Genomic DNA, 26,095 nt, shown 5'->3' with positions numbered 1-26,095 from the left:
ACCTGCGGCACCCCCGCCGACCACCGGATAGCCGAGGTCCAGGGCAGCGGAAGCGCGTCCCCTCTCGCCGGGCGGACCGTCCGGGTCGAGGGCGTCGTGACCGCGGACTTCCAGCGTTCCGACCAGCTCAAGGGCTTCTTCGTCCAGGACCCGACGCCCGACTCCGACCCGGCGACCTCCGACGGGGTGTTCGTCTACTCGACCACGGAGGTCGCGGTCGGCGACAGGGTCCTGGTCACCGGCAAGGCCGTCGAGTACAACGGGCTCACCGAGCTGTCGCCGGTCTCGGCGGTGGACGTGTGCGGCACGGGCAGGGTCGCGCCCGCGGCGGTCCGGCTGCCGCTCAAGGGCGGCGCCGGCATGGAGCGGTACGAGGGCGTGCTGCTGCGGTTCGGCCAGCGGCTCACCACCACCGAGACCTACCAGCTCGGACGGTACGGGCAGATCACCGTGTCCGCCGGCGGCCGGCTCTTCCAGCCGACCGACGGGCACGGCTCCACCCAGGCGGGCAACGACGCGCGGCGGCTCCTCGTCGACGACGGTTCGAACGTGCAGAACCCGGCGACGATCCCCTACACCGACCCCCGCGTCGTGCGGATCGGGGACGCCACCACCGGGCTGACCGGCGTGCTCACCTACCAGTTCGGCGACTACGCCCTCCAGCCGACCAGGCCGGCGCGCTTCGACAACGAGAACCCGAGGCCCAAGCGGCCGCGGAACGTCGGGGGTGACGTGCGCGTCGCCAGCTTCAACACGCTGAACTGGTTCACGACGCTCGACAAGCGCGGTGCCGACACGGCCGAGGAGCAGGAGCGGCAGCTCACGAAGCTGACCGCGGCGCTGCGGGGCCTCGACGCCGACGTCGTCGGGCTGATGGAGGTCGAGAACAACGGCGACACCGCCGTCGGGACCATCGTCGACCGGCTGAACCAGGCGGCGGGCGCCGGGACGTACGCGTGGGTCCGGCACCCCTACCCGGGGACTGACGAGATCCACGTCGCGCTCATCTACCGGCCGTCCGAGGTCACGCCGGTCGGCGAGGCGCGCTCGTCGCAGGACCCGGTGTTCGACCGCCCGCCGCTGGTGCAGACGTTCCGCCCCCGCAGGGGCGGCACGGCCTTCACCATGATCGTCAACCACTTCAAGTCGAAGGGCTGCGGCGACGCCACCGGCCCCGACCAGGACCAGGGCGACGGCCAGGGCTGCTACAACGCCCGCCGCGTCTCCCAGGCCAGGGCGGTCGCCGCGCTCGCCGCCGGCGTGCCGAACCCCCTCGTGGTCGGCGACCTCAACGCCTACACCGCCGAGGACCCGGTGAAGACGCTCACCGCCGCCGGGCTCGTCGGGCAGACGCAGCGGTTCGTCCCGCCGTCCCAGCGCTACAGCTACGTGTTCGACGGGCAGTCGGGCGAGCTGGACCACGCGCTCGCGGGCAGGGCGCTGTCGCGCCGCGTGACGGGCGCGACGATCTGGCACATCAACAGTGACGAGCCGGTGTTCCTCGACTACAACACCGAGTACAACCCGCCCGCGTTCTACCGGCCGGACGCGTTCCGCTCGTCCGACCACGACCCCGTCCTGCTCGGCCTCGACCTCCGCTGAGCCCCGGGGCCGGCCGCCGCACAAGCGGCGGCCGGCCCCTCGCGCGCCACGGCCCCCGAGCGTATGATCCAGGTCACATTAGAGATCGGTGCGCTCTTGACTCACTCCTCCGCCTGAAGGCAGAGGATTCCAGCGGTCGCCCGCTGGGGTTCCTGCTTCGCCGACGACCGCCCCGTCCGGGAGGTGTCCCGTTGAGGTCTTACACCGTCTCCACAGGCGGTCACCGCCAGCCCGGCGGCCAGGATGTTGCGCGCCGCGTTCACGTCGCGGTCATGCACCGCACCGCAGCCGCACGTCCACTCGCGGACGTCCAGCGGCAGCCTTTCGCGGACCGCGCCGCAGGTTCCGCACAGCTTGGAGGAGGGGAACCAGCGGTCGACCACGACCAGGTCGCGCCCATACCAGGCGCACTTGTACTCCAGCATCGAGCGCAGTTCCCGCCACGCCGCATCGGAGATGGCGCGCGCGAGCTTGCGGTTCTTGAGCATGTGGCCGACGGTGAGGTCCTCGATCACGACCGTTTGGTTCTCACGGACGAGGCGAGTCGACAGCTTGTGCAGGAAGTCTCGGCGCCGGTCGGCGATCCGCGCATGCACCCGGGCCGCCCTGCGGCGGGTCTTATCGCGGTTCGCCGAACCCGGCGCCTTGCGCGACAGCTCCCGCTGCGCTCTGGCCAGGCGCGCGCGGTCACGGCGCTCATGCCGGGGATTGGCGACCTTCTCCCCGGTGGACAGGACCACCAGCGACGTGATCCCGGCGTCCAGCCCGACCACCGCGTTCGTGGCCGGAGCCGCCGCGATCGTGTCCTGGCACAGCAGGGACACGAACCAGCGGCCCGCACTGTCTCGCGACACCGTCACTGTGCTCGGCTCCGCGCCCTCAGGCAACCGGCGCGACCAGCGGACGTCGAGGGGCTCGGCCATCTTGGCCAGCGTGAGACGCCCATCGCGCCAGGTGAAAGCGCTGCGGGTGTACTCGGCCGAGCAACGCGACCGCTTGCGCGACTTGAACCGCGGATAGGCAGCGCGCTTGGCGAGGAAGTTGGAGAACGCTGCCTGCAGATGCCGCAGCGCCTGCTGGAGCGGGACGCACGAGACCTCGGCCAGGAAGGCCAGTTCAGGGGTCTGCTTCCACCGCGTCAGCGCTGCCGACGACTGCGTGTAGGAGATGCGGCGCCGCTCCCTCCGCCAGGCCCGGGTGCGCTCCTCCAGCGCCCTGTTGTACACCAGCCGCACGCAGCCGAACGTGCGCGACAACTCAGCCGCCTGCTTCTCGGTGGGGTAAAAGCGGTACTTGAACGCCCGCCTGACCTGCCGCGCCATACCCCACGTTCTAACAGCCTCGACGCGAGCCGACCCAGCGGACGCCGAAACACCCCGGCTCCCCCGATCCACGCCACAAAAGCCCGTTTCCTCCCCGGCCCAAAGGCCGGGGCATACACGGAGGAACACACATGACCGAAGCCGTGTCCGGTGCCGTGCCCGCCTCGGCGTCCGCTCCCCGCCTCGCGCTCGGCATCGGGCCGGACGGGACCTACACCCGGTTCGGGCAGGTCCTCGCCTTCGTCCTCGGCCTGCTCACGACGTTCGCCTTCCTGCCGCTGGTCGTGGTGGCCGCCCTGCTGTACACCCGGGCCGAGACCCGGTTCGGGGAGGATCCCGCGCGTGCCCGCGCGCTGGTGAACTGGTCGTGGCTCAGCATCACGGTCCCCGTCCTCGTCGCGGTCGCCGCGGGCGTGGCCGTCGCGGCGCTGAAGGGGTAGCGGGAAGAGGACCGGCCCGGGGCGGGTTGCCCACGGTATGACCGTGCGCTTCTCCGTCCTCGATCTCGCCCCCGTCGTCACCGGCTCCACCTCGGGCCAGGCCCTGCGCAACACGCTCGACCTGGCCCGGCACACCGAGCGGCTCGGCTTCCACCGCTACTGGCTCGCCGAGCACCACGCCATGCCGGGCATCGCCAGTTCGGCGACCGCCGTGCTGATCGGGCAGGTCGCGGCCGCGACCTCCCGGATGCGGGTCGGGTCGGGCGGGGTCATGCTGCCGAACCACGCGCCGATGGTCGTCGCCGAGCAGTTCGGGACGCTGGAGGCGCTCCACCCGGGACGCATCGACCTCGGCCTCGGCCGCGCGCCCGGCACCGACCAGGCGACCGCGCGGGCGCTGCGCCGGTCCCCGGACGCGCTGTCGGTCGACGACTTCCCCGAGCAGGTCGTGGAGCTGCGGGGCTATTTCGCCGCCGACAGCAAGGTGACCCCGGCCGCGGGGAACGAGCCGCCGGTGTGGCTGCTCGGGTCCAGCGGGTACAGCGCGCGGCTCGCCGGGCTCCTCGGCCTGCCGTTCGCGTTCGCGCACCACTTCAGCGCCGAGAACACCGTTCCCGCGCTGGAGTTGTACCGGCAGTCGTTCCGCCCGGGGGCGCTGGACGAGCCGTACTCGATGATCGGGGTCTCGGTGACGGCCGCCGGGGACGACGAGCGGGCGCGCGAGCTGGCCGCGCCCCAGGCGCTGTCGTTCCTGCGGCTGCGGCAGGGGCGGCCCGGGCTGCTGCCGACGCCGGAGGAGGCGGCGGCCTACCCGTACACGCCGCTGGAGCGACAGATGATCGACGCGCGGCTGGCCGACCAGGTGGTGGGCGGCCCCGACGCCGTCCGCAAGCAGCTCGACGAGCTGGTCGGCCGGACGGGCGTGGACGAGGTCATGGTGACGACGCAGGTCTTCGACCACGCCGACCGGCTGCGCTCCTACGACATCCTCGCCGGCCTCTACCCGGAGAGCCTCACCGCCGCGTGACGCGGGCCCCCGACCGTCCCCGGTCCGGCGGTGCCTCCGGGCGGAGGCCGGCGCGGGTCATTCCGCGAAGGCCGCCTCCAGGACGTCCAGTCCCTCGGTCAGCAGGTCCTCGGAGATGACGAGCGGGGGCAGGAAGCGCATCACGTTCCCGTAGGTCCCGGTCGTCAGGACGAGCAGCCCGTTCTCGTGGCAGCGGCGGGCGAGCCTCGCGGTCAGCTCGGGGTCGGGCTCCTTCGTCCCCTCCCGCACCAGCTCGATGGCGATCATCGCGCCGCGCCCGCGGACGTCCCCGATCGCCGGGTGCCGCTCGGCGAGGTCGCGCAGCCGGGGCAGCATGACCTCCCCGATCCGGCGGGCGCGCTGGGTGAGCTTGCCGTCCTCGATCTCCTCCAGGACGGCGAGGGCCGCCTCGCAGGCGAGCGGGTTGCCGCCGTAGGTGCCGCCGAGCCCGCCGCCGTGGACCTTGTCCATGATGTCGGCGCGCCCGGTGACGGCGGCCAGCGGCAGCCCGCCGGCGATGCCCTTGGCCGTCGCGACGAGGTCGGGGACGATCCCCTCGTGCTCGCAGGCGAACAGGTCGCCGGTCCGCGCGAAGCCCGTCTGCACCTCGTCGGCGACGAACAGGATCCCGTTCGCGCGGCAGAACTCGGCGAGCGCGGGCAGGAACCCGGGCGCGGGCTCGATGAACCCGCCCTCGCCCTGGATCGGCTCGATCAGCAGCGCCGCGACGTTCGTCGCGCCGATCTGCTTGGTGATCTGGTCGATCGCCTGCGCGGCGGCCTCGGGTCCGCAGTTGTCCGGACCGGTGGGCCAGCGGTAGGGGTAGGCCAGAGGCATCCGGTAGACCTCGGGCGCGTACGGGCCGAACCCCTGCTTGTAGGGCATGTTCTTCGCGGTCAGCGTCATCGTCAGCAGCGTCCGGCCGTGGTAGCCGTGGTCGAAGGCCACGACCGCCTGCCGCCCGGTCGCGTACCGGGCGATCTTGACGGCGTTCTCCACCGCCTCGGCACCGCTGTTGACCAGCAGGGAGCGCTTCTCGTGGTCGCCGGGCGTGATCCGGTTGAGGTTCTCGCACACCGCGACGTACGACTCGTACGGCGCGACCATGAAGCAGGTGTGGGTGAACCGGTCGGCCTGCGCCTTCACCGCCGCCGCGACGCGGGGGTTGGCGTTGCCGACGTTCGTGACGGCGATGCCGGAGCCGAAGTCGATCAGGGAGTTGCCGTCGGCGTCGACGACCACGCCGCCGTCCGCGTCCGTCACGTACACCGGCAGGACGCTGCCGACACCGGGCGGCACCGCCGCGAGGCGCCGGGCGTGCAGCGCGCGGGAGCGCGGGCCGGGGATCTCGGTCACGACGCGGCGTTCCTGCGGCAGGCGGGAACCGCTCACGCCGGGGGTGCTGTCCTGGCTGGTCATGAACTGAACGTAAGCCGGGCGGCGCCTACGATGAACAGTACGGGACGGCGAAATCCGTCCGGCGAGGTAGACACTTTGCACAGGGATTGACATGCCGCCCACGCTGGCCGCCGTAGCGGCCCTCCCGCAGCTCGGCCTGCGGTCGCTCACCGGGCCGCTCCCGGCGACGCCCGTCGTCTGGGTCGCCGTCAGCGAACTGGAGGACCCGACCCCGTTCCTGGAGGGCGGCGAGCTGGTCCTGACCACGGGCATGCGGCTCACCCCCGCGAACGCCGAGGGCTATGTGTCCCGGCTGGTCGCGCGGGGCGTCGCCGGGCTCGGCTTCGCTGTCGGCGTCATCCACGAGTCCGTCCCGCCCGAACTGCTGGCCGCGGCGCGCGGCCAGGGGCTCGTGCTGCTGGAGGTGCCGCGCCCGACGCCGTTCATCGCGATCGGCAAGGCGGTCTCGCGAGTGCTCGCCGCCGAGTGGTACGAGGACGTGACCCGCGCGTTCCAGGCCCAGCGCGAGCTGACCCGCGCCGCGCTCACCGGCCCCGGCGCGCTGGTCGCCCGGCTGGCCCGGCTGCTCGGCGGGTGGGCGCTGCTGCTGGACGCCTCCGGCGAGGCCCGGCACGCCGAACCGGGCGGCGCCCGCGACCGCGCCGAGGTCCTCGCGCCCGAGCTGGCCCGGCTGCGGCACCGTCCGAAACGGGGGAGCCCGGCCGCGAGCGTGGCGCTGGCCGTTCCCGACGGCCACATCGTCGTGCAGCGCATCGGGCTCGGCGGGCGGCCGCGCGGCTTCCTCGCGGTGGGCGCCGACGCGCCCCTGCCGCCCACCGCGCACACGATCGTGGGCGCCGCCGTGGCCCTGCTGACGCTCCAGTCCGAGACGCCGCGCACCGAGCGCGAGCTCCGGGCCTCGCTGGCGGCGCTGCTGCTCGGGCGTCCGGGCGAGGGGCCGGCGATCCCGCGCGGGCCCGTCCGGGTGCTGGCCTGCGCGGGGGGCCGCGCAGTCCTGGACGCGCTGGAGTCCGACGCCGCCGGGGCGCGGTGCCCGGCGCTGCCGCTCGGCGGGCACGTCGCCGTGATCGTGCCGGACGGGGCGCTCGGGACGGTCGAGCGGCTCCTCGCGGGAAGCGGGCCGATCGGCGTCAGCGACCCCGCCTCCGGCGACCTGCGCCCCGCGCTGCGGCAGGCCGAGGAGGCGCTCGCGGCGGCCGCGCGGGCGGGCCGGGACGTCCTGCACTACTCCCGGCTCCCCGGGCAGGGCGTGCTCGGCCTGATGGACCCCGGCGCCGCCCGCGCCTTCGCCGACGCGCTCCTCGCCCCCCTGCGGGACGAGGGCCTGGTCGAGACCGTCCGGGCCTACGTCGCGGCCAACGGGCAGGGGGAGGCGGCGGCGCGGGCGCTCGGCGTCCACCGGCACACGCTCCGGTCGCGGATGCGTAAGGCGGCCGAACTCCTCGGGCGCGACCCGGACGATCCGGCCGCCCGCGCCGAGCTGTGGATCGCGCTCGCCATCACGTCCAACGCGCCGGACGGGATTGGACAGGATGGCGACTCCCAATCGGCCCCGCCGTGGCTACCGTGAAAAGCATGAACGTGACCCCATTCTGGCTGGCCGGCCGGCCCGAGACCGGTGACGGTGAGCTGACCGTTACGCATCCCTACGACGGCCGCGTGGTCGGAACGGCGGCCGTGCCGACGCCCGCGCAGGTGGAGGAGGCGGTAGCCGCGGCCGACGCGGTCCGCCGGGAGGCCGCGGCGCTGCCGCTGCACGTGCGGGCCGAGGCGCTCGCGCACGTGTCCGCGCGGCTCGCCGAGCGCGCCGAGGAGGTCGCCCGGCTGATCACCGGGGAGAACGGCAAGCCGCTGCTGTGGGCGCGCGGCGAGGTGGCCCGCGCGATCTCCACGTTCCGGTTCGCCGGCGAGGAGGCCCGCCGCATCGCCGCGACGACGCAGCGGCTCGACACCGACCCGGCCGCCGAGGGCCGGCTCGCCTACGTCACGCGGGTGCCGAAGGGCCCGGTGCTGGGCATCTCTCCCTTCAACTTCCCGCTGAACCTCGCCGCCCACAAGATCGCGCCGGCGATCGCCGCCGGCGCGCCGATCGTCCTCAAGCCCGCCCCCGCCACGCCGCTGTCGGCGCTGCTGCTCGGCGAGCTGCTCGCCGAGACCGACCTGCCCGCCGGGATGTTCTCGATCCTCCCGGTGCCCAACGACCGGGCCTCCGCCCTGGTCGACGACCCGCGGCTGCCGATCGTGTCGTTCACCGGGTCCGTGCCCGTCGGCTGGGCGATCAACGACCGGGCGCCGCGCAAGCACGTCACCCTCGAACTCGGCGGCAACGGCGCCGCGGTGGTGCTGCCGGACGCCGACCTCGACTGGGCCGCCAAGCGGATCGGGCTGTTCTCCAACTACCAGGCGGGGCAGAGCTGCATCGCCGTCCAGCGCGTGTACGTCGACCGGTCCGTCCTCGACGAGTTCCTGCCGAAGCTGGTCGACACGGTCTCCTCCCTCGTCACCGGCGACCCGTGGGACGACAAGACGCAGGTCGGCCCGCTCGTCAACGAGGAGGCCGCCGAGCGCGTGGAGGCCTGGGTGGACGAGGCCGTCGCCGGGGGCGCGAAGGTCCTCACCGGCGGCACCCGCGAGGGCGCCGCCTACGCGCCGACCGTCCTCGCCGACGTCCCGGCGGACTCCAGGATCGCCCGCGAGGAGGTCTTCGGGCCGGTCATGTTCGTCCAGCCCGTGGACGGCGTCGACGAGGCGTTCGCGCTCGTCAACGACTCCAAGTTCGGCCTCCAGGCGGGCGTCTTCACCCGGAACCTGGACATCGCGTTCCGCGCCCACCGCGAGCTGGACGTGGGCGGCGTCGTCATCGGCGACGTCCCGTCCTACCGCGCCGACCAGATGCCCTACGGCGGCGTGAAGGACTCCGGCGTGGGCCGCGAGGGGCTGCGGTCGGCGATCGCCGACTACACCGAGGAGAAGGTCATGATCCTCACGGGGCTGCCGCTCTAGCCGCGGCCGTCCTCCCGGAGCCGGGGCCCCGCGTACAGGCCGGTGCGCAGGGCCCCGGCCGCCTCGGACGCCGCCTCCTGGAACCGGCCGCCCAGGGACCACATGTTCGCGAACCCGTGGATGAGGTCCTCCTGCCGCCTCAGCGCGACCGGCACGCCGGCCTCCCGCAGCCGCGCCGCGAACGCCTCCCCCTCGTCCCGCAGCGGGTCGAACCCGGCGGTGACGAGGTAGGTGGGCGGGAAGCCGGCGAGGTCGCCGGCCAGCAGCGGCGAGGCCGCCGTCTCGGCGCGCCGCTCCGGCGGGCAGTAGTGGTCGCTGAACCACGTCATGTCGTCGTCGGTCAGGTAGAACCCGTCCGCGAACAGCTCCCGCGACCGCCGCCGCTCGGACATGTCGGTCGCGGGGTAGTACAGCAGCGCGAAGTCCGGCCTGCGCGGCGCCAGCACCGCCACGACCGCCGCGAGGTTGCCGCCGGCGCTGTCGCCGCCGACGGCGAGCGCCCCCGGATCGGCGCCGAGGTCCCCGGCGCGGGCCACCGCGTACTCGTAGGCCGCGAGCGCGTCCTCGGTCGCCGCCGGGTACGGGTGCTCGGGCGCGAGCCGGTAGTCCACCGAGAGCACCCGCACCTCCGCGTGCACGGCGAGGTAGCGGCACACCGTGTCGTGCGTGTCGAGGTCCCCGATGACCCAGCCGCCGCCGTGGTAGAAGACGAGCAGCGGCGAGCCCTCCGCGAGGCCCTTCGGCGTGTAGAGCCGCGCCGGCACGCCGCCCGCGTCCACCTTCCGGGTGCCGACCGGCCGCACCGGGACCCCGGGCAGGTACGCCTGCCCCCGGGCGATCCCCCGCCGCGCCTCCTCGACCGTGGCTCCGGCCAGCCTCCGCTCGCCCTCCAGCCGCATCATCGTCAGCAGCAGCTGCGCGTCCAGCGCCAGCAGCTGCCCGTCCCTGCGCACGGGCGCCCCGGCGATGACCCGCTTCACCGGCTCCGGCAGCGCGAACACCGCGCGGAGCACGGCCCCCGTCACTCCCGGCGGCACCTTCTCGGTCAAAGACGACATACGGCCCTCCTCGGTCCCGCACACCGTACTCCCCAGTAGCCCCCGGGGCCCAGCCCCCGTCCCGGTGGGGCGCGCGCCCTGGCGGAGCCGCCGGAAGCCAGGCGCGCAAAGGGCTCTGGCGATCGGGGCGCGAATGGCTAGGATCGTCGCGGCCCTGTGGCGGTGCGTGACTGGAGCGGTGGATGCAGCGGATCTGGAAGATGCTGACGGCCTATGTCGACGTCGCCGTCGCGTTCGTCCTGGCGTTCATCATCCTCGGCCTGGACATCGCCGGAATCGCCTCGACCAAGGTCGTGCAGAGCGCGACCATGGCGACGCTGGCCGTGGTCTCCATCGTGCTCCTGCGCGACCGCGCCCGCAGCGACAACCGGGGCATCGAGGTGCAGAAGTCGGTGGAGGCGCTGCAGAAGCAGCTCGACGTGCGCGTCATCAGCGGGACCGAGTGCAACCGGGTGCTGACCGAGGCGCGCCGCACCACCGACCGTTGGGTCTTCCGGGGCGGGACGGGCGCCTACATCCGCGCGGTCACGCTGCCCGAGTGCGTGTCGGCGGCCAGGCCGCTGCGGCGCAGGCTGGACTTCCGGCTGGAGATCCTCGACCCCATGGACGCGGATCTGTGCCGCGAGTACGTCCGGCTGCACCAGCGGCTCGCGACCGACTCCGACAGCCCCGAGCAGGCGTGGACGGTGGAGGAGACCCGCCTGGAGCTGTTCGCGACGATCCTCGCGGCGGCCTGGCACCAGCAGCGCTACGAGCTGCTCGACATCGACGTCCGGCTCTCGTCGGCCTACTCGCTGCTGCGCTACGAGCTGTCGACGAGCTGCCTCATCTTCACCCAGCGGGGCCCCGACTTCCCCGCCCTGGTGATCAACAGCGGCACGCCGACGTACCTGTCCTGGGAGACGGAGCTGCACGTCAGCTTCCAACAGGCCAGGCGGCTGCCACTGCACGCGCTGCGCAGCACGCAGCTCAGCCGCGAGCCGAGCCCCGAGGAGATCCGCGGCGTCTTCCGGACGCTCGGCATCGAACTGCCCGCCGACTACACCGACGTCACCCTCGACGGCCTCCGCGTCCTCGCCCTGGCGTCCCCCGACCCCTACGCCTGATCGGCGAGCGAGGGGCAGGGCCGGGCGGGTCAGGAGGTGTGGGTTCGGCGGCGGTAGTAGGCGATGGTCACCGCGGCGAGCAGCGGGCCCCACGCCACTAGCGGCGCGTAGGCGACGGCACCGAGCACGCCCTGCCAGTCGTGGAAGTGGATGGGGAAGCCCTCCGGCAGCGGGCGCCCCTGGATGGTCTCCTGGAAGACCAGGCAGTTCACGACGACGACCGTCCACATCGGGGTCAGGATCGCGGCGCCCACCAGGCCCGGGATGACGGCGGCCGGGATCGGCACGCGCCGGCCCCGCAGGCCCGGGATCCATCGCGGGAACACCTCGCCCCAGGCGGCGATCAGGCCGATCGCGGTGAACGCCGCCACCTCGGACAGGGCCGACAGCAGCACCACGTACACCTCGCCCGGCAACCAGCTGGGAAGGCCGTCTGACCCCTCCCCCGCGTCGAGGGCGCCGCCGCTGAGGATGGGCAGATGGAAGGTGAAGGCGGCGATCCGCCACAATCCGGACGGCAGGACGGTCAACGGGACGGCCAGCGCCGCGATCCGCGCCCAGCGCGGGACGCCCGCGACCGGCTCGTGCGCGGCGTTCCAGCCCGCGCGGAGCCGTGCGAACGGAGCCGATGGCGCGCTCACAAGGGTCATGCTCCTCACCGTCGCAGGTGCCGCTCCGGCGCTGATCACCCGCGGGCGCCAGACGCCTCCCCCGCACGGGGGATCGCCATGCGACCCCGAGACGAGCGCCACCCAATCGGTCGTTTGATCCCGAATGAACACGGAACGCCACGAAACGACCGCGGAGAAGAGTAGATTCACCTTCGGTCCGCAAGAGAGTCCGCGCCGCGCCCTACAGGAGGAAACGCACGTGACGGGGCACCACACCCTGCAAGAGACCGAGCAGGCCGTCCAGCGCCGCCTCGGCGACGTGCCACTGCGGCACGACGCGATGATGGCGGTGTCCACCATCTACCGCGCCGCCGCGGCGGTCCGGCAGCACTTCGAGAGTTCGGTCCTGCGCGGCGCCGAGCTGACCTGGACGTCGTTCGTCGTCCTGTGGGTGGTGTGGATCTGGGACGAGATGGAGACGCGCCACGTGGCCGAGGAGGCCGGCATCTCCAAGGGCACGCTCACCGGTGTCGTGAAGACGCTGGAGGGGCGCGGCCTGGTCGAGCGCGGCTCGCACGCGACGGACGGGCGCCTGGTCCTGCTGCGGCTGACCGGCGAGGGACGGGAGCTGATGCGCAAGCTGTTCCCGGCGTTCAACGCCGAGGAGGCGTTCGTGGTGGAGCGGCTGAGCGGCGAGGAGAACCGCGCGCTCGCCGAGACGCTGCGGTCGGTGGTCGAGCACCTGGACGAGAAGGGCGACGAGCGGCGGGCCGCGCTGCGGGAGCAGTCGCCGCCGCCGCCCCGGCGCTCGGGCCGCCGCTCGCGCGGCTGACCCCCTGCCCGTCGCCTCCCGCCTGCCCCCGGCGGCGACCCCGGCGCGCCCTCAGGGCTTGCGTGCCAGGAAGTAGCCGGCGGGGATGGGGCGCTCCTTGTCCGCAGGCCGGCGCAGGAGCCGCGCCACCTCGACCAGCCCGGTCCGGACGGCCAGCTCCGCGATGTCGTCGACGGGCCTGCGGTAGGCGAGGGCGACCTTGTGGTCGAACGCCTCCGCCTCGCCCTCGTCGGTCGACTGGAACCCGAGGAGGACCAGGCCGCCGGGGGCCAGCACCCGGTGGAACTCGGCGAACGCCCGCCGGAGCTCCGCCGGTCCGAGGTGGATGGTCGAGTAGTTCGACAGGACGCCCGCAAGGCCGCCGTCCGGGAGGTCCAGCGCCGTGATGTCGCCCTCGTCGAAGCGCAGGTGCGGGTGGTCGGCGCGCGCTCGGGCGATCATGCCGGACGACAGGTCGAGGCCGAAGGCGTCCAGGCCGAGGCCGTGCAGCAGCGCCGTCGCGCGGCCGGGGCCGCAGCCGAGGTCGGCGACCGGACCGGGCGGGACCATCGCCGCGAACGCGGTGATCATCGCCCGGTCCAGCGGGAGCTCGTCGAGCGCGTCGCGGAAGAGGTCGGCGTAGAGGTCGGCGACGGCGTCATAGGCCTGCGGCACGGTACCGGTCATGATCGGAGACGGTACCGGGCCTGGCGCGCGGCCGGGCCCGTGGGCGCGAGTCCCGACAGCCCCCGCTCCACCGCCGCCGCGGCGCGGCGGCAGAACGCCTCCGGCTCGTCGGCGGCGTCCGGGTGCTCGTCGACGAGCGCGTCCACGAGCCCGCCGCGCAGCAGGTCGGCCGACCCGACGCCCTGCGCCTCGGCCATCTCGCCCGCGCGCTCCGGGGTCCGGTGGACGATCAGCGAGGCGCCCTCGGGCGGCAGCGGGGAGAGCCAGGCGTGCCGGGCGGCGAGGACGCGGTCGGCGGGCAGGAGCGCCAGCGCCGCGCCGCCCGTGCCCTCGCCGAGCAGCAGGCAGAGCGTCGGCGCCGAAAGGGTGATCAGGTCGGCCAGGCAGCGGGCGATCTCGCCCGCGAGCCCGCCCTCCTCCGCCTCGGCCGACAGGACGGCGCCGGGCGTGTCGACCACGGTGACCAGCGGCAGGCCCAGCTCGGCCGCCAACCGCATGCCGCGCCGGGCGACCCGCAGCCCGGCCGGCCCGAGCGGATGGCCGCCGCGCTGGCCGCGCCGGTCCTGCCCGACCAGGACGCACGGCGCCGCGCCGAAGCGGGCCAGGGCGAGCAGCAGGCCGGGCTCCGCCTCCCCCTGGCCGGTCCCTGAGAGGGGCGTCACGTCGGCGGCGCCGTGGCGCAGCAGCTCGCGGACGCCCGGGCGGTCCGGGCGGCGCGACCTCTCGATCGAGTCCCACGCCGTCCCCTCCGGAGGAGCGCCTGCGGGCAGGGGCGAGGGGGTCGAGGGCGGCCTCCCGCACAGGACGTCCAGGGCGGTGGAGGCGACCCCGGCGAGATCGTCGATGCCCACCACGGCGTCCAGCAGGCCCTTGGCGGCCAGATTCTCGGCGACCTGCACCCCCGGCGGGAACGGCTCCCCGTGCAGTCCCTCGTAGACCCGCGGCCCGAGGAACCCGATCAGCGCGCCGGGCTCGGCGGCCGTCACGTGCCCGAGGGAGCCCCACGAGGCGAACACCCCGCCGGTCGTGGGGTGCCTCAGGTGGACGAGGTAGGGCAGGCCCGCGGCGCGGTGCGCCATGACGGCGGCGGTGATGCGCGCCATCTGCACGAACGCGGCCGTCCCCTCCTGCATGCGGGTGCCGCCGGAGGACGGCGCGGCGAGCAGCGGCAGGCCCTCGGCGGTGGCGCGCTCGACGGCCGCGACGATCCGGTCGGCGGTGGCGAGGCCGATCGAGCCCGCGAGGAACCGGAACTCCGACACGACGAACGCGACCCGGCGCCCGCGCAGGAGGCCCTCGCCGGTCAGGACGGCCTCGTCGCAGCCGCTGCGCTCGCGGGCGGCGGCGAGGTCCTCGGCGTACGCGGAGCCGGGCGGCGGCCCCCCGGCGGGCGGGACGTCCCAGGACGTCCAGGTGCCGCCGTCCAGCACGCGGCGCAGCAGCCCGCGCGCCCCGACACGTTCCGTCACGACACCCCTTCCGCCGATCTCTCCTGCATGATGGCCTCACCCTGTGATCACCCGGTATGCGGGGTGGACACTGGTGGGGACCCCCGCGGAAGGAGGGCACGTGTCCGAGGAGATCTGTTTCGCGTCCGCCCGCGAGCTGGCGCGCCGGATCGCCGCCCGCGAGCTGTCGGCGCGTGAGGTCCTGCAAGCGCATCTCGACCAGATCGAGCGGACGAACCCGCAGGTCAACGCCATCGTCACGCTGGTCGCGGAGCGGGCGGCCCGGCAGGCGCGCGAGGCCGACGAGCGGCTGGCCGCCGGGGAGCGGCCGGGCCCGCTGCACGGCCTGCCCGTGGCGCACAAGGACACCCACGCCACCGCCGGGATCCGCACCACCTCCGGCTCGCCGATCTTCGCCGACCACGTCCCGGACCGCGACGAGCTGGTCGTCGAGCGGATCCGCGCCGCGGGCGCCGTCACCCTCGGCAAGACGAACACGCCGGAGTTCGCCGCCGGCTCCCACACGTTCAACCCGGTGTTCGGCCTCACCCGCAACCCCTACGACCCGTCCCGGTCGGCGGGCGGCAGCAGCGGCGGCGCCGCGGCGGCCCTCGCGTGCGGGATGCAGGCGCTCGCGGACGGCAGCGACATGGGCGGCTCGCTGCGCAACCCCGCGTCGTTCTGCAACGTCGTCGGGTTCCGCCCGTCGCCCGGCCGGGTGCCGTCCTGGCCGGTGCTCGCGGGCTGGTCGACGATGGGCGTGCAGGGCCCGATGGCCCGGGACGTCGCCGACGTCGCGCTGCTGCTGTCGGTGCTCGCCGGCCCCGACCCGCGCAGCCCGATCGCGCTGGAGACGCCCGGCTCGGCGTTCGCCGCGCCGCTCGAGCGCGACCTCGCCGGGCTGCGCCTCGCCTGGTCCCCCGACCTCGGCGGGACGATCCCCGTCGACCCGGCCGTCACCGCCGTCCTCGAACCCGCCGCCAAGGCGTTCGAGGAGCTGGGCTGCGCGGTCGAGGAGGCCTCGCCCGACCTGGCCGGCGCCGACGAGGTGTTCCGGACCCTGCGGGCCTGGCACTGGGACATCACCCTGCGCCCCCTGCTGGACGAGCGGCGCGCCGACTTCAAGCCCTCCCTCGCCGCGAACATCGACGCCGGCCGCTCCCTCACCGGCGCCGACCTCGGCCGCGCCGAGACGCTCCACACGGCGCTGTTCCACCGCGTCCGGGAGTTCTTCGAGCGCTACGACGCGCTGCTCATGCCGGTCAGCCAGGTCCCGCCCTTCGACGCCGGATCCGAGTACCCGGAGCAGGTCGCCGGCCGGCCGATGCGCGACTACCTGGAATGGATGCGGTCGTGCTACCTCGTCTCGGCGACCGGGTGCCCCGCGCTGTCGGTGCCCGCCGGTTTCACCTCGGACGGGCTGCCGGTCGGGCTGCAGATCGTCGGCCCCCACCACGCCGACCTCGCCGTCCTGCGGATCGGCCGGGCGTTCGAGCGGGCGACCGGGCACGGCCTCCGGCGCCCGCCCCTGGCCCGCCCCTAGGGCGCCGGCGCCAGGGCCGTCAGGGCTCCTCGCGGGGGATGCGCAGGACGAACCGGGCGCCCCGCTCGCTGTCGGCGGCGACGAGCGAGCCGCCGTGCGCGCGGGCGATGTCGCGGGAGATCGTCAGCCCGAGGCCGGTGCCGCCGCGGTCGCGTTCGCGGCCCTCGGCCAGCCGGTGGAACCGCCAGAAGATCCGCTCGCGGTCCTCCGGGGCGATCCCGGCGCCGTCGTCGCGCACCTCCAGCACCGCGTCCGGGCCGTCCGCGGCCACGCTCACCCAGATCCGCGACTCGGTGTGCCGCTCGGCGTTGGCCAGCAGGTTCGTCAGGAGCCTGACCAGGTGGGCCTCGGTGGCGTGGACCACGACGCCCTCCTCCGCCGCCACCTCGACCGGGACCCTGCGGGCCCGCCGGCTCACCTCCGCCCGGGCCAGCTCGCCGAGGTCGACCCGCGACCGGGGTACCTGCACGCCCGCGCCCAGCCTCGCCAGGATGAGCAGGTCGCTGACGATGGCCTGCAGCCGGTCGGCGTCGGCCAGGGCCGCCCGCGCGACCTCCGGCCAGTCCTCGCCCTCCGGGTGCGCCAGCGCCGTCTCCAGCTCGGCGCACAGGCCGGTCAGCGGGCTGCGCAGCTCGTGCGAGACGTCCGCGACGAACGCGCGCTGCCGCGTGAGGACGTCCTCCAGCCGGTCCAGCGTGACGTTCACCGACTCGGCCAGGTCGGACACCTCGTCGTTCGGCCCCGGCACGGTCACCCGGCGGTCGGCGCCGCCGGTGATCTCAGCCAGCTCGGTCCTCATCACCCGCACCGGTCGCAGCGCCCGGCGCACCGACAGCGAGACGATCCAGCCCACCGCGGAGGTCGCGACCAGCACCGTCACGGCGAGCAGGCCGATGAAGACGCCCCGGTAGCGGGTGAACGTCGTGATCGGCGCGCCGGCGTAGACGACCCGCTCGCCGAACCGCGTGTCCACCCGCTCGGAGACGAAGTAGACCTCGGTCGGCCCCCGCCAGCCCCGGGTGTGGAACTCGGGACGCCCCGCCGCCCGGGGAACCGGCACCTCCACCGGGCGGTGGCCGTGCAGGGGCTCGCTGGCCGCGAGCACGTGCCCGCGGCCGTCCTGGACCTGGAGGAGCGGGAAGCCGGGATCGTCGACGCGGATCGTCCCCCGCACGTCGGTCTGGCGGACGAGGGTGGCGAGGCCGGTCGCGACCAGCGTGCCGCGGTCGTGCAGCCCGCGGTAGATGGTGCCGCGGAGGACCTGGTAGAAGAGCGTGACGCCGGCGACGAGAAGAGCGGCCACGATCAGGGTCGCGGCCAGGGTCACGCGCGTTCGCACCGACCAGCACGCCGGCGTCAGCAGGTCCCCGAGTATCCGCACCCGGCGCCCCTCCCCCTCTCCGGCTCGCACGCGGCGGCCGGCGCCGCGCCGCGTCGAAGCGCCGGGGGGACGCAGAACGGGTTCTTTCCGGCCCCTCGCCCCGCGAAACATCGCCGCGGCCGCGCGGGAGGCGGCGGCGCCCCGGTGAAGGGCCGGTGCCCGCGCGGGCGGCGCCTCCCACCCCTGGGGAGCCGCCCGCGCGGGCACCGCTTCATTCACTGTGCACGCCCCCCGTGCACGGGGTGCTACATCGACGTGACGATCACGTTTCGACCTTTCCTCCGCAAAACCCGCCATAATCCGCCGACGAAAGGGGATGGGTGGGCGGGAGAGACGGAAGGGGGGTGCTGGAGCACCGTATGGACACTGACTTCAGGCCACTCGAACCCGCCGACCCCCGAGAGGTCGGCGGCCACCGGCTGCTGGGCAGGCTCGGATCCGGCGGCATGGGAACGGTCTACCTCGGAGCAGACCCGGCGTCCGGTGGACGCGTCGCGGTCAAGACGATCCATCCGCACCTCGCCGACGACCCGTCCTACCGGCGGCGCTTCCGCGACGAGGCGAACCTCGCGGGGAGGGTCGCCTCGTTCTGCACCGCGCGGGTCCTCGCGCAGGGCGAGGACGACGGGCTCCCGTACCTCGTCACCGACTACGTAGGGGGCCTGTCCCTGCACGACAGGCTCGCCACCGGCGGCCCGCTCCCGCCCGCCGACCTGCACGGGATCGCCGTCGGCGTCGCCTCGGCGCTCGCCGCGATCCACGCGGCGGGGCTCGTGCACCGCGACATCAAGCCCGCCAACGTGATGCTCACCCTGTCCGGCTGCCGCGTCATCGACTTCGGCATCGCGGGCCGCCAGGACGCGGTCGAGGAGACCGCCACGACCGGCCAGGTGTTCGGCACCCCGGGATGGATCGCTCCCGAGGTCCTCGTCGGGGGGCCCGCCTCCCAGGCGGCCGACATCTTCGCCTGGGGCTGCCTCATCGCCCATGCCGGGACGGGGCAGATGCCGATCGGCGGCGACCCCGCGACCCTGCGCACCGCCGCCGGGGACGCCGACCTGTCCGGCCTGCCGGACTCGCTGGTCCCGGCCGTCCGGTGGGCGCTCGCGGAGGACCCGGCGGACCGCCCCACCGCGACCGACCTCCTGCTCGCCCTCGTGGAGCAGCCGCAGCCGCAGGCCGCGGGCCGCCTCGCGGCGGGCGGCGCCGCACCGCACGCCGCTTCAGCGCCCGCCGCGCCGCGCCGCTCCCCCGCGCCGCTCCCCGGCCGGCGGCGGTCCGTTCCGGGTCCGCCGACCCCGTTCCGGTCCCAGGGCTCCGGCAACGAGGACACCGACACTCAGGCGTTCACGCCGCTCGGCGTGGCCGGGGCCACGACGTCCACCCGCACGCGGCTGCTCGCGGGCGCCGGCGCAGCGGCGGGCACGCTCCTGCTGGGCGCGATCGTGCTGGGCGTCACCCAGGCCAAGGCCGCTCCCCCGTCCTCGCCCGGCGCCCCGGCCCCGTCCGCGCCGGCGGCCTCCGCCGCGCCCGCGAAGAAGCCGAACGCCATGCGGGTCGGATCCTCCAAGCGGGTCCCGGTGAAGACCGACGGCCAGAAGCGGAAGCAGAAACCCCAGCTGAGGCCGCAGCAGAAGCCCCAGGAGAAGAAGCACAAGCCGAAGCACGCCGCGAAGCCCGGCAAAGCGAAGGGCAAGCACAAGCGCTGATCCGGCCGGGCACCTAACCGGTACGAGCGATGAACCCGTGCCGCCGGCGCGGGTCCGTCAGGTGCGCCAGACCAGGACGAGCGCGCAGTCGTCGTCGCGTGCCGCGGCCATGGTCTCCACCAGCTCCCGCGCGCCGCGGCCGAACCCCTGCGGGACGAGCCGCTCCGCCTCGCCGAGCAGCCGGTCGATCCCGGCGTCGAGGTCGCTGCCCGGCGACTCGACCAGCCCGTCGGTGTAGAGCAGCAGGGCGTCGCCCGGCCGCAGCTGACCCCGCTCGGGAACGCAGTTCAGGTCGGGGACCACCCCCAGCACGACGCCCTTGGCCGAGCTGACCCGCCAGGCGCCGCTGCCCGCGTCGAACTGGACGGCCGGCGGGTGTCCCGCCGACTCGACCGTGTACTCCCCCGTGCGCAGGTCGACCACGACGTGCACGGCCGTCACGAAGCCCTCGTCCCACCGCTGGCGCTGCAGATAGGTGTTGCAGGCGGGCAGGAAACTCCCCGGCTGGACCGATCCAAGCAGGCCCCCGAAGGCGCCCGACAGCATCAGCGCCCTCGTTCCGGCGTCGGTGCCCTTCCCCGACACGTCGACGAGCGCGACCTCCAGCGTGTCGCCGTCGGAGGCCGACACCACGAAGTCCCCGCCGAACGACGAGCCCCCGGCCTGGAGCATCACGACCTGGGAGTTCCAGCCGTCCGGCAGTTCGGGCATCTCGCCGTGCCGCCGCAGCCGGTCGCGCAGCTCCAGCAGCATCGAGTCGCCGCGCAGGCCCTGCACGCCGAGCTGCTGGCGCGTCCGGGCCAGGGTGAGCGCGAGCACCGCGGTGATGGCCAGGGTCGCGATCATGCCGGGCCCGATCGCGGCGACGTCCTTCCAGGCGTTGTAGGCGGCCATCGCGACCACGACGCCGAGGAGGGCGACCAGGCTCCGCACCTTCAGCAGCAGCCCGCCGACCACCACGATCAGCACCAGGGCGCCGGACGGGGCCAGGCCGCGCGAGTCGCCGGACGTGGCGAGGCCGATCGCGACCGCGAGGAGCGCCAGCGCCGCGAAGACGTACCGGTCCCTGGTCAGCGAGCCCCGCCTCAGCCACCGGTAGAGCACGACCAGGAACGGGATCTTGCGCAGCACGGCACGCACGCGCGGCGGGAGCAGCTGCACCAGACGTTGAAGCATGACTCCGGCACTGTACCGAGCAATGAGCCCGGTCGGTCAGTATCCGGAGGCACCGGTGACCCACTGTAACGATCACGCTACGCGGAATCGGGGTAGATGTGGCCTTGCGACTACCTCCGAGGGGAGCGGCACATGGTCCAGCCGGGCATGCGGATCACGGTGGACGCGGCAATGCGGGCCCGCGACGTCTCGCGCCCGCGCCCCGCGGGCGAGGAGCCGCCCGCCGCCGACCCGGGGACCGCGGCCGCCTCCGGCACCCAGGCCAAGCCCGGCGACGGCGCCAGGCGGACCAGGGCCGCGAAGAACGAGCGGCGCCGCATGGACAAGCGCGGCCCCCGCAGGCCCCCCGAGAACGGGCTCTAGCGGGCCCGGTTCAGCCCTCGCGCGGCAGCGGCGGCAGCTCGCCGGTGTGCTCGTAGGCGGCGAGCATCCTGATCCGCCGGGTGTGGCGGGGCTCCTTGGAGTAGTGCGTCCCGAGGAACAGCTCCACGAACCGGGTCGCGGTGTCCAGGTCGTGCTGCCGGGCACCGAGCGCGATGATGTTCGCGTCGTTGTGCTCGCGGGCGAGCACCGCGGTGTCGTCGTTCCAGACCAGGGCCGCGCGGGCCCCCTTGACCTTGTTCGCCGCGATGGCCTCGCCGTTGCCGGAACCGCCGATCACGACGCCGAGGGTCCCCGGCTCCGCCACCGTTCGCTCGGCCGCCCGGAGGACGAACGGCGGGTAGTCGTCGACGGCGTCGTACACGAACGCGCCGCAGTCGACGGCCTCATGCCCGTTCTGCTTCAGCCGGGAGACCAGGTGCTCCTTCAGCTCGAAGCCGGCATGGTCGGATCCAAGAAACACGCGCATGCGCCCGATTGTCGCAGGCCCGCGACGTGCCCGCGCGCGGGGGTCAGGTCTCGTCGTCCCGTCTGCGGTCGATCACCGTCCGGTCTGCGAGGTCGAGGTCGTCCTCCTCGGGGGCGTCCTCCCGGGCGTCCGCCGCGCCGTCCTCCGGCTCCTTCGGCTCCTCCGGCTCCTTGGGCGGCTCCACCTGCTCTTCGGGCGCCTCCTCCGGCTTCTCCTCCTGCCCTTCCGGATCCTCACCCGCGGCCGGGGCCTCCTGCTCCTGCGGAGGCGCGGAGGGCTGCGGCGGCACGGGCGGCACGCCGAACGCGCCCGGCTGCTGGGGCTGCCCCGGTGGCGGCGCCTGCCCCGGCGGCGGGGGCTGCTGGGGGCCGGGCGCGGCGCCCCAGACGGGCTGCTGCGGCTGCCCCTGGGGCGGGACGTAAGGGACGGCCGAAGGATGCGGCTGCATCTGCTGCGGGTAGGGCTGCTGCCCCATCGGCATGCCCTGCTGGGCCGGGTAGGGCCCGCCCGGAGCGTACGGCGCCCCAGGAATGGCCCCGGCCAGGCGGGGGCGGGTGAGGAGGAACCCGCCGAGGGCGCCGACACCGGCCAGCCACCCGAACGCGAAGCCGAAGGAGGCGCCCTGGCCGACCGTGCTGCTGAACGTGCTGCCGAACGGCGTCTGCTGGAACTCGAAGGCCCAGCGGGTGAGCGGCGCGGCCACGACGCCGGACACGCCGCCCGCGACGACCGCCGCCCACCAGCCGATGATCAGCGCGCCGAACGGGCCGCGCTCCGGATCGGCCAGCCGGGCGCCCGCCACCACCAGAGCCACCAGCACGCCGAAGAAGACCAGCAGGCTGAGGTCGTCCAGCACCACCTGCTTCACGCCCAGCCCGCCGGACGGCGTGATCCGCCAGGCGAGCGTGAGCAGCCACGTCACCACCGGCCCGATCCCCGCGTCGAACCTGATGTGGCTCTTGTCGATCTCCTCGACGACCCACTGGTTGCCGAAGATCAGTGCGAGGAGGGCCATCGGGACCACCGCGCCGCCCGTCATCGCGAGCATCCGCCGCATTGTCATGGCGGGCAGGGTAATGCCGTTTCATCTCCGCCGGTAGGGCCCGGACTACCCGCAGTAGGCGGCGGGGGGCGTGGACGGGAAGCGGAAACCGGGGTCGACCTGCGCTTCGAGGTCCTCCCCCACGGCCCGGCTCGCCCAGCTCCGCGCGTTCTTGACGTGGAACTCCACGGCCTGCCGCTGGAACTCGTCCCAGTCCTTGACACGGCCGTCCACTTCGGCGCGCATGCGGTCGAGGGCGGCGATGTTGCCCTCCTCCAGCGCGACGCCGTGCCTGCCCTGCTCCATCGCCCGGACGGCGGCGGACTGGCCGAGCCACGTCAGCAGGTCGTCGCCGACGTGCTCGCGCAGGTAGGCGAGGTCGTCCTCGGACTGCACCTTGTTGCCGACGACGCGGATGGCGACCTCGTAGTCGCGGGCGTACTCGGTGTACTGCCGGTACACGCCGACGCCCTTGCGGGTGGGCTCGGCGACCAGGAACATCAGGTCGAACCGCGTGAACAGCCCGGAGGCGAACGTGTCGGCGCCGGCGGTCATGTCGACGACGACGTACTCGCCGGGCCCGTCCACGAGGTGGTTGAGGTACAGCTCCACCGCACCGGTCTTGGAGTGGTAGCAGGCCACCCCGAGGTCGTCGTCGTTGAACGGGCCGGTGGCGAGCAGGGTGACGCCGTCCACCTCCTGGCCCGCCTCGTGGAAGGGGTCGCCGCCGCGGAACCGCAGCAGCCGCGACCCGGTGCCGGGCGGGGTGGTCTTGACCATCGCGGACGCCGAGGAGATGCGCGGGTTGTCGCCGCGCAGGTACTCCTTGAGCCCGGTGAGCCGGTCGCCCAGCGCGGGAATCTTGGCGGCGCGGCCCTCGTCCAGCCCGAGCGCGACGCCGAGATGCTGGTTGATGTCGGCGTCGATCGCGACCACGGGGAGCCGCCGCCCGGCCAGATGCCGGACGAACAGCGCCGACAGGGTCGTCTTGCCGCTGCCGCCCTTGCCGACGAACGCAACCTTCACGAATGCTCCCATACTGGATATGAAAACCGTTTCCACAGTGGGACATCGAGTCTGGCGCAGCGTGACCGGGCAGGCAAGCGGAACGGCCGAATCGACCGTGGTGGTCCGCCGCAGCACGAAAAAGTGGCCCAGGGCGCCGATCAGCGCAGGGCGGCCGCCGGGTCGAACCCGAAGGGCAGCTCCAGGCGGTGCGCCTTGAGCAGCTCACCGTCGGTGAGCAGGTCGCGGGTGGGGCGGTCGGCCGCGATGACGCCGCCGTCGAGGATCACCGAGCGCGGGCACAGCTCCGCCGCGTACGGGAGGTCGTGCGTGACCATCAGGACCGTCACGTCCAGGCCCAGCAGGATCTCGGCGAGCTCGCGGCGGCTCGCCGGGTCCAGGTTGGAGGACGGCTCGTCCAGCACGAGGATCTCCGGCTCCATCGCCAGGACGGTGGCGACCGCGACGCGGCGCCGCTGCCCGAAGCTGAGGTGCTGCGGCGGGCGGTCGGCGGCGTCGAGCATGCCGACGCGGGCCAGCGCGTCCCGCACCCGGCGCTCGAGGTCGGCGCCGCGCACGCCGAGGTTGGCGGGGCCGAAGGCGACGTCCTCCCGGACGGTCGGCATGAACAGCTGGTCGTCGGGGTCCTGGAAGACGATGCCGACGCGGCGGCGGATCTCCCGCAGGGCCTTCCTGTCCTTCGGGTCGACGGCGAGGCCGCCCACCCGGACCTCGCCCAGCCCGCCGTGCAGGATGCCGTTCAGGTGGAGGACGAGCGTGGTCTTCCCGGCGCCGTTCGGCCCGAGCAGCGCGACGCGCTCGCCGCGCCCGACCGTCAGGTCGACGCCGAACAGCGCCTGCGTGCCGTCGGGATACGCGTAGGCGAGGCCCTTCACCTCAAGCGACGGGGTCATGGGGCCATCCAAGCAGCCAGCGTGACGAGGGCGGCGGCCAAGGGCAGCGCGGCGGCGGCCGTCCATTGCCGGGCGGACGCGCCCACGTCGTCGATGACGGGCATGCGGCCGTCGTAGCCGCGGCTCACCATGGCCAGGTGGACGCGTTCGCCGCGCTCGTAGGAGCGCAGGAACAGGGCGCCCACGGACCTGGCGAGCACGCCGGTCGCGCGGATGTCGCGCGCCTCGAAGCCGCGGGAGGCGCGCGCGACCCTCATCCGTGCGAGCTCGGCCGCGACGACGTCGCCGTACCGCAGCATGAACGTGGCGATCTGCGTGATGAGCTGCGGCATCCGCAGCCGCTCGATGCCGAGCAGCAGCAGCCGCGGCTCGGTCGTCGCGGCCAGCAGGATCGAGGCGACGACGCCGAGGGTGCCCTTGGCGAGGATGTTCCAGGCGCCCCAGAGCCCGCTCTCGCTCAGCCGCAGCCCGAGGACGGCGACCTTCTCCCCCTCCGCCACGAAAGGCATGAGGAAGGCGAACGCGACGAACGGCACCTCGATGACGATCCGCCGCGCGACCGTCGCGAACGGGATCCGGGCCGCCGCGGTGACGGCGGCGAGCAGCAGCGCGTACACCCCGAACGCCCAGATCCGCTCGCGCGGGGTGGCGACGACCAGCAGCACGAACGCCAGCACGGCGACGAGCTTGCACTGCGGCGGGAGCCGGTGCACCGGTGAGGCGCCCGGCACGTAGAGCCGGTGCGCGTGGCCCGCGCCCATCAGCCCTTCCGGGGCGGCCCGGACGGCGCCGCCTCGTCCCGCCGCGTCCCGTCCCGCCGCGTCCCGTCCCGCTCCGTTGCCGTCCCGGCGCCGGCGGAACCGCGCCGCCGGACGCCCCAGAACAGCCCGCCGCCCACCAGCAGCACGGCGCCGACGCCGATCACGCCGGACAGCCCGCCGGACAGCCGAGCGTCGTCCACGCCCTTGACGCCGTAGTCGCCGAGCGGGGAGTCCTTGAACGAGTGGTCCTTCTCCTTGGCGCTGATGCCCTTGTCCTCGGCGACCTTCTCCAGGCCGTCAGGGCTGGCGCTGGCGTAGTAGCTGACGATCCCGGCCAGGACGAGCGAGACGAGCAGGAACCCGGCGAAGAAGCGCTTCGTGGTCATCGTGTCCTCCCTCAGGCCCGCGACGGCTTCGGTTCGGCGGCGCCCCGGCCGCCCGTGCGCAGCTCGAGCGGCTTCATCAGCCCGCGCGCCCCGTAGACGAGGTCGGGCCGGACGGCGAGCACGCTCGACACGGTCACGGCGGTGATCAGGGCCTCGCCGATGCCGATCAGCACGTGGACGCCGATCATCGCGGCGGCGACCTTGCCGATCGAGACGTCGGCCGTCCCGCCGGCCGCGTAGATCAGCGTGAAGGCGACGGCCGCGGCGGGCACCGAGACGACGGCCGCGGCGAACGACGCCCCGGACACCGACGCGCGCGTCTTGGGCAGCACGCGCAGCAGGAGCCGGAACAGCCCGTAGCCCGTGAGCACGGTGACCAGGGCCATCGTGGTGATGTTGACGCCCAGCGCGGTCAGGCCGCCGTCCGCGAACAGCAGCGCCTGCATGAGCAGGACGACGGACACGCACAGGACGCCCGTATAGGGCCCGACGAGGATCGCGGCGAGCGCGCCGCCGAGCAGGTGCCCGCTCGTCCCCGAGGCGACCGGGAAGTTGAGCATCTGCGCCGCGAACACGAACGCGGCCGTCAGCCCGGCGAGCGGCGCGGTGCGGTCGTCCAGTTCGCGCCGCGCCCCGCGCAGCGCGACGCCGACCCCGGCGACCGCGACGGCGCCCGCCGCGATCGAGACCGGCGCGTCGATGAATCCGTCCGGTACGTGCACGACTCGACCACCCCTACTTGTTCGTCGTCAGCAGGACCAGTTTGTCGGCAGTCGCCTAGTAGTTGCAACATC

Annotated in this window: 25 protein-coding genes; 10 read left to right on the top strand and 15 right to left on the bottom strand. The window is 74.2% G+C overall.

Going from position 1 to position 26,095, the window contains the following annotated elements:
* The first annotated feature begins 96 nt into the window (after window positions 1–96).
* Entirely contained in the window at window positions 97–1,602 is a 1,506-nt protein-coding gene (locus tag FKD65_RS34660; RefSeq protein ID WP_240809749.1) for an ExeM/NucH family extracellular endonuclease, read from the top strand.
* A 101-nt stretch (window positions 1,603–1,703) separates the two neighbouring features.
* On the opposite strand, the gene FKD65_RS34655 is transcribed toward FKD65_RS34660, so the two are convergent.
* Window positions 1,704–2,924 carry an RNA-guided endonuclease TnpB family protein gene (locus FKD65_RS34655; RefSeq protein WP_141582792.1) on the bottom strand — a complete coding sequence of 407 codons (1,221 nt, stop codon included), beginning with the start codon at window positions 2,922–2,924 and terminating at the stop codon, window positions 1,704–1,706.
* A 131-nt stretch (window positions 2,925–3,055) separates the two neighbouring features.
* Between FKD65_RS34655 and FKD65_RS34650 the strand changes: the two genes are divergently transcribed.
* Both FKD65_RS34650 and FKD65_RS34645 read left to right on the top strand, forming a co-directional pair.
* Window positions 3,056–3,364: a hypothetical protein gene (locus FKD65_RS34650; protein ID WP_141582790.1), complete on the top strand. Its 309-nt coding sequence runs from the start codon at window positions 3,056–3,058 to the stop codon at window positions 3,362–3,364.
* 37 nt (window positions 3,365–3,401) lie between these two features.
* Complete coding sequence (locus FKD65_RS34645) at window positions 3,402–4,391, top strand: LLM class flavin-dependent oxidoreductase (protein ID WP_141582788.1); 990 nt, start codon at window positions 3,402–3,404, stop codon at window positions 4,389–4,391.
* 57 nt (window positions 4,392–4,448) lie between these two features.
* Here FKD65_RS34645 and gabT read toward each other — a convergent pair whose 3' ends face one another.
* Window positions 4,449–5,783, bottom strand: a complete 1,335-nt coding sequence (gabT, locus tag FKD65_RS34640) for a 4-aminobutyrate--2-oxoglutarate transaminase (RefSeq protein WP_141587267.1) — start codon at window positions 5,781–5,783, stop codon at window positions 4,449–4,451.
* Window positions 5,784–5,901: 118 nt separating this feature from the next.
* On the opposite strand from gabT, the gene FKD65_RS34635 reads away from it, so the two are divergent.
* Window positions 5,902–7,380, top strand: a complete 1,479-nt coding sequence (locus FKD65_RS34635) for a PucR family transcriptional regulator (RefSeq protein ID WP_141582786.1) — start codon at window positions 5,902–5,904, stop codon at window positions 7,378–7,380.
* 5 nt (window positions 7,381–7,385) lie between these two features.
* Entirely contained in the window at window positions 7,386–8,813 is a 1,428-nt protein-coding gene (locus FKD65_RS34630) for an aldehyde dehydrogenase family protein (RefSeq protein ID WP_141582784.1), read from the top strand.
* Here FKD65_RS34630 and FKD65_RS34625 read toward each other — a convergent pair.
* Window positions 8,810–9,871, bottom strand: coding sequence for an alpha/beta hydrolase (locus FKD65_RS34625; protein ID WP_141582773.1), 1,062 nt, complete (start codon window positions 9,869–9,871; stop codon window positions 8,810–8,812). The genes FKD65_RS34630 and FKD65_RS34625 overlap by 4 nt on opposite strands.
* Window positions 9,872–10,053: 182 nt before the next feature.
* On the opposite strand from FKD65_RS34625, the gene FKD65_RS34620 reads away from it, so the two are divergent.
* A complete protein-coding gene (locus FKD65_RS34620; protein ID WP_141582771.1) occupies window positions 10,054–10,977 on the top strand; it encodes a hypothetical protein in 924 nt (307 codons plus the stop codon).
* Between the two features lie 29 nt (window positions 10,978–11,006).
* On the opposite strand, the gene FKD65_RS34615 is transcribed toward FKD65_RS34620, so the two are convergent.
* Window positions 11,007–11,627, bottom strand: coding sequence for a hypothetical protein (locus tag FKD65_RS34615; protein WP_141582768.1), 621 nt, complete (start codon window positions 11,625–11,627; stop codon window positions 11,007–11,009).
* A 220-nt stretch (window positions 11,628–11,847) separates the two neighbouring features.
* On the opposite strand from FKD65_RS34615, the gene FKD65_RS34610 reads away from it, so the two are divergent.
* Window positions 11,848–12,420, top strand: a complete 573-nt coding sequence (locus FKD65_RS34610) for a MarR family winged helix-turn-helix transcriptional regulator (protein ID WP_141582765.1) — start codon at window positions 11,848–11,850, stop codon at window positions 12,418–12,420.
* A gap of 51 nt (window positions 12,421–12,471) precedes the next feature.
* On the opposite strand, the gene FKD65_RS34605 is transcribed toward FKD65_RS34610, so the two are convergent.
* Together FKD65_RS34605 and FKD65_RS34600 are read right to left on the bottom strand one after the other, a co-directional pair.
* Window positions 12,472–13,086 (bottom strand): class I SAM-dependent methyltransferase, encoded by a 615-nt coding sequence (locus FKD65_RS34605; RefSeq protein WP_141582763.1) that lies wholly within the window; start codon window positions 13,084–13,086, stop codon window positions 12,472–12,474.
* Window positions 13,083–14,555 (bottom strand): carboxyl transferase domain-containing protein, encoded by a 1,473-nt coding sequence (locus FKD65_RS34600; RefSeq protein ID WP_141582760.1) that lies wholly within the window; start codon window positions 14,553–14,555, stop codon window positions 13,083–13,085. Before FKD65_RS34600 ends, FKD65_RS34605 begins: the two co-directional genes overlap by 4 nt.
* Window positions 14,556–14,655: 100 nt before the next feature.
* Between FKD65_RS34600 and FKD65_RS34595 the strand changes: the two genes are divergently transcribed.
* Window positions 14,656–16,077: an amidase gene (locus FKD65_RS34595; protein WP_240809748.1), complete on the top strand. Its 1,422-nt coding sequence runs from the start codon at window positions 14,656–14,658 to the stop codon at window positions 16,075–16,077.
* A gap of 19 nt (window positions 16,078–16,096) precedes the next feature.
* Here FKD65_RS34595 and FKD65_RS34590 read toward each other — a convergent pair whose 3' ends face one another.
* Window positions 16,097–17,458 carry a cell wall metabolism sensor histidine kinase WalK gene (locus FKD65_RS34590; RefSeq protein ID WP_168221284.1) on the bottom strand — a complete coding sequence of 454 codons (1,362 nt, stop codon included), beginning with the start codon at window positions 17,456–17,458 and terminating at the stop codon, window positions 16,097–16,099.
* Between the two features lie 359 nt (window positions 17,459–17,817).
* On the opposite strand from FKD65_RS34590, the gene FKD65_RS34585 reads away from it, so the two are divergent.
* A complete protein-coding gene (locus FKD65_RS34585) occupies window positions 17,818–19,167 on the top strand; it encodes a serine/threonine-protein kinase (RefSeq protein ID WP_141582754.1) in 1,350 nt (449 codons plus the stop codon).
* Between the two features lie 57 nt (window positions 19,168–19,224).
* Here FKD65_RS34585 and FKD65_RS34580 read toward each other — a convergent pair whose 3' ends face one another.
* On the bottom strand, window positions 19,225–20,343 hold the full coding sequence (locus FKD65_RS34580) for a PP2C family protein-serine/threonine phosphatase (RefSeq protein ID WP_141582751.1): 1,119 nt from the start codon (window positions 20,341–20,343) through the stop codon (window positions 19,225–19,227).
* 132 nt (window positions 20,344–20,475) lie between these two features.
* Here FKD65_RS34580 and FKD65_RS34575 point away from each other — a divergent pair, with 132 nt between their 5' ends.
* Window positions 20,476–20,706, top strand: coding sequence for a hypothetical protein (locus tag FKD65_RS34575; protein WP_141582749.1), 231 nt, complete (start codon window positions 20,476–20,478; stop codon window positions 20,704–20,706).
* 10 nt (window positions 20,707–20,716) lie between these two features.
* Here the strand turns inward: FKD65_RS34575 and FKD65_RS34570 are convergent, their stop codons facing one another.
* The 7 genes from FKD65_RS34570 to FKD65_RS45110 all read right to left on the bottom strand — a co-directional run bounded on the left by FKD65_RS34570 (window position 20,717) and on the right by FKD65_RS45110 (window position 26,023).
* Entirely contained in the window at window positions 20,717–21,193 is a 477-nt protein-coding gene (locus FKD65_RS34570) for a ribose-5-phosphate isomerase (protein WP_141582746.1), read from the bottom strand.
* 43 nt (window positions 21,194–21,236) lie between these two features.
* Window positions 21,237–22,256 (bottom strand): hypothetical protein, encoded by a 1,020-nt coding sequence (locus FKD65_RS34565; protein ID WP_141582744.1) that lies wholly within the window; start codon window positions 22,254–22,256, stop codon window positions 21,237–21,239.
* 45 nt (window positions 22,257–22,301) lie between these two features.
* The gene (locus tag FKD65_RS34560) at window positions 22,302–23,261 is read right to left on the bottom strand and encodes an ATP-binding protein (RefSeq protein ID WP_205718345.1); all 960 of its coding nucleotides are present in this window, start codon (window positions 23,259–23,261) and stop codon (window positions 22,302–22,304) included.
* A 140-nt stretch (window positions 23,262–23,401) separates the two neighbouring features.
* Window positions 23,402–24,154: an energy-coupling factor ABC transporter ATP-binding protein gene (locus tag FKD65_RS34555; protein WP_141582740.1), complete on the bottom strand. Its 753-nt coding sequence runs from the start codon at window positions 24,152–24,154 to the stop codon at window positions 23,402–23,404.
* A complete protein-coding gene (cbiQ, locus tag FKD65_RS34550; RefSeq protein WP_141582738.1) occupies window positions 24,151–24,915 on the bottom strand; it encodes a cobalt ECF transporter T component CbiQ in 765 nt (254 codons plus the stop codon). Before cbiQ ends, FKD65_RS34555 begins: the two co-directional genes overlap by 4 nt.
* Window positions 24,915–25,301: a PDGLE domain-containing protein gene (locus FKD65_RS45115; RefSeq protein ID WP_205718344.1), complete on the bottom strand. Its 387-nt coding sequence runs from the start codon at window positions 25,299–25,301 to the stop codon at window positions 24,915–24,917. Before FKD65_RS45115 ends, cbiQ begins: the two co-directional genes overlap by 1 nt.
* 11 nt (window positions 25,302–25,312) lie before the next feature.
* On the bottom strand, window positions 25,313–26,023 hold the full coding sequence (locus FKD65_RS45110) for an energy-coupling factor ABC transporter permease (RefSeq protein WP_205718343.1): 711 nt from the start codon (window positions 26,021–26,023) through the stop codon (window positions 25,313–25,315).
* Window positions 26,024–26,095: the final 72 nt, after the last annotated feature.

Source organism: Actinomadura sp. WMMA1423 (genome assembly GCF_006547145.1).
Classification (GTDB): Bacteria; Actinomycetota; Actinomycetes; order Streptosporangiales; family Streptosporangiaceae; genus Spirillospora.
This window is presented reverse-complemented; position numbering and strand designations above follow the sequence as displayed.

Bases quoted from the DNA above. Each gene is read 5' to 3' on its own strand.
- FKD65_RS34565 (WP_141582744.1), bottom strand. From the start codon at position 22,256: ATGACAATGCGGCGGATGCTCGCGATGACGGGCGGCGCGGTGGTCCCG.
- FKD65_RS34580 (WP_141582751.1), bottom strand. From the start codon at position 20,343: ATGCTTCAACGTCTGGTGCAGCTGCTCCCGCCGCGCGTGCGTGCCGTG.
- FKD65_RS34645 (WP_141582788.1), top strand. From the start codon at position 3,402: ATGACCGTGCGCTTCTCCGTCCTCGATCTCGCCCCCGTCGTCACCGGC.
- FKD65_RS34605 (WP_141582763.1), bottom strand. From the start codon at position 13,086: ATGACCGGTACCGTGCCGCAGGCCTATGACGCCGTCGCCGACCTCTAC.
- FKD65_RS34630 (WP_141582784.1), top strand. From the start codon at position 7,386: ATGAACGTGACCCCATTCTGGCTGGCCGGCCGGCCCGAGACCGGTGAC.
- FKD65_RS34635 (WP_141582786.1), top strand. From the start codon at position 5,902: ATGCCGCCCACGCTGGCCGCCGTAGCGGCCCTCCCGCAGCTCGGCCTG.
- FKD65_RS34620 (WP_141582771.1), top strand. From the start codon at position 10,054: ATGCAGCGGATCTGGAAGATGCTGACGGCCTATGTCGACGTCGCCGTC.
- FKD65_RS34555 (WP_141582740.1), bottom strand. From the start codon at position 24,154: ATGACCCCGTCGCTTGAGGTGAAGGGCCTCGCCTACGCGTATCCCGAC.
- FKD65_RS34585 (WP_141582754.1), top strand. From the start codon at position 17,818: ATGGACACTGACTTCAGGCCACTCGAACCCGCCGACCCCCGAGAGGTC.
- FKD65_RS34625 (WP_141582773.1), bottom strand. From the start codon at position 9,871: ATGTCGTCTTTGACCGAGAAGGTGCCGCCGGGAGTGACGGGGGCCGTG.
- FKD65_RS34615 (WP_141582768.1), bottom strand. From the start codon at position 11,627: ATGACCCTTGTGAGCGCGCCATCGGCTCCGTTCGCACGGCTCCGCGCG.
- cbiQ (WP_141582738.1), bottom strand. From the start codon at position 24,915: ATGGGCGCGGGCCACGCGCACCGGCTCTACGTGCCGGGCGCCTCACCG.
- FKD65_RS34655 (WP_141582792.1), bottom strand. From the start codon at position 2,924: ATGGCGCGGCAGGTCAGGCGGGCGTTCAAGTACCGCTTTTACCCCACC.
- FKD65_RS34650 (WP_141582790.1), top strand. From the start codon at position 3,056: ATGACCGAAGCCGTGTCCGGTGCCGTGCCCGCCTCGGCGTCCGCTCCC.
- FKD65_RS34570 (WP_141582746.1), bottom strand. From the start codon at position 21,193: ATGCGCGTGTTTCTTGGATCCGACCATGCCGGCTTCGAGCTGAAGGAG.
- FKD65_RS45115 (WP_205718344.1), bottom strand. From the start codon at position 25,301: ATGACCACGAAGCGCTTCTTCGCCGGGTTCCTGCTCGTCTCGCTCGTC.
- FKD65_RS34575 (WP_141582749.1), top strand. From the start codon at position 20,476: ATGGTCCAGCCGGGCATGCGGATCACGGTGGACGCGGCAATGCGGGCC.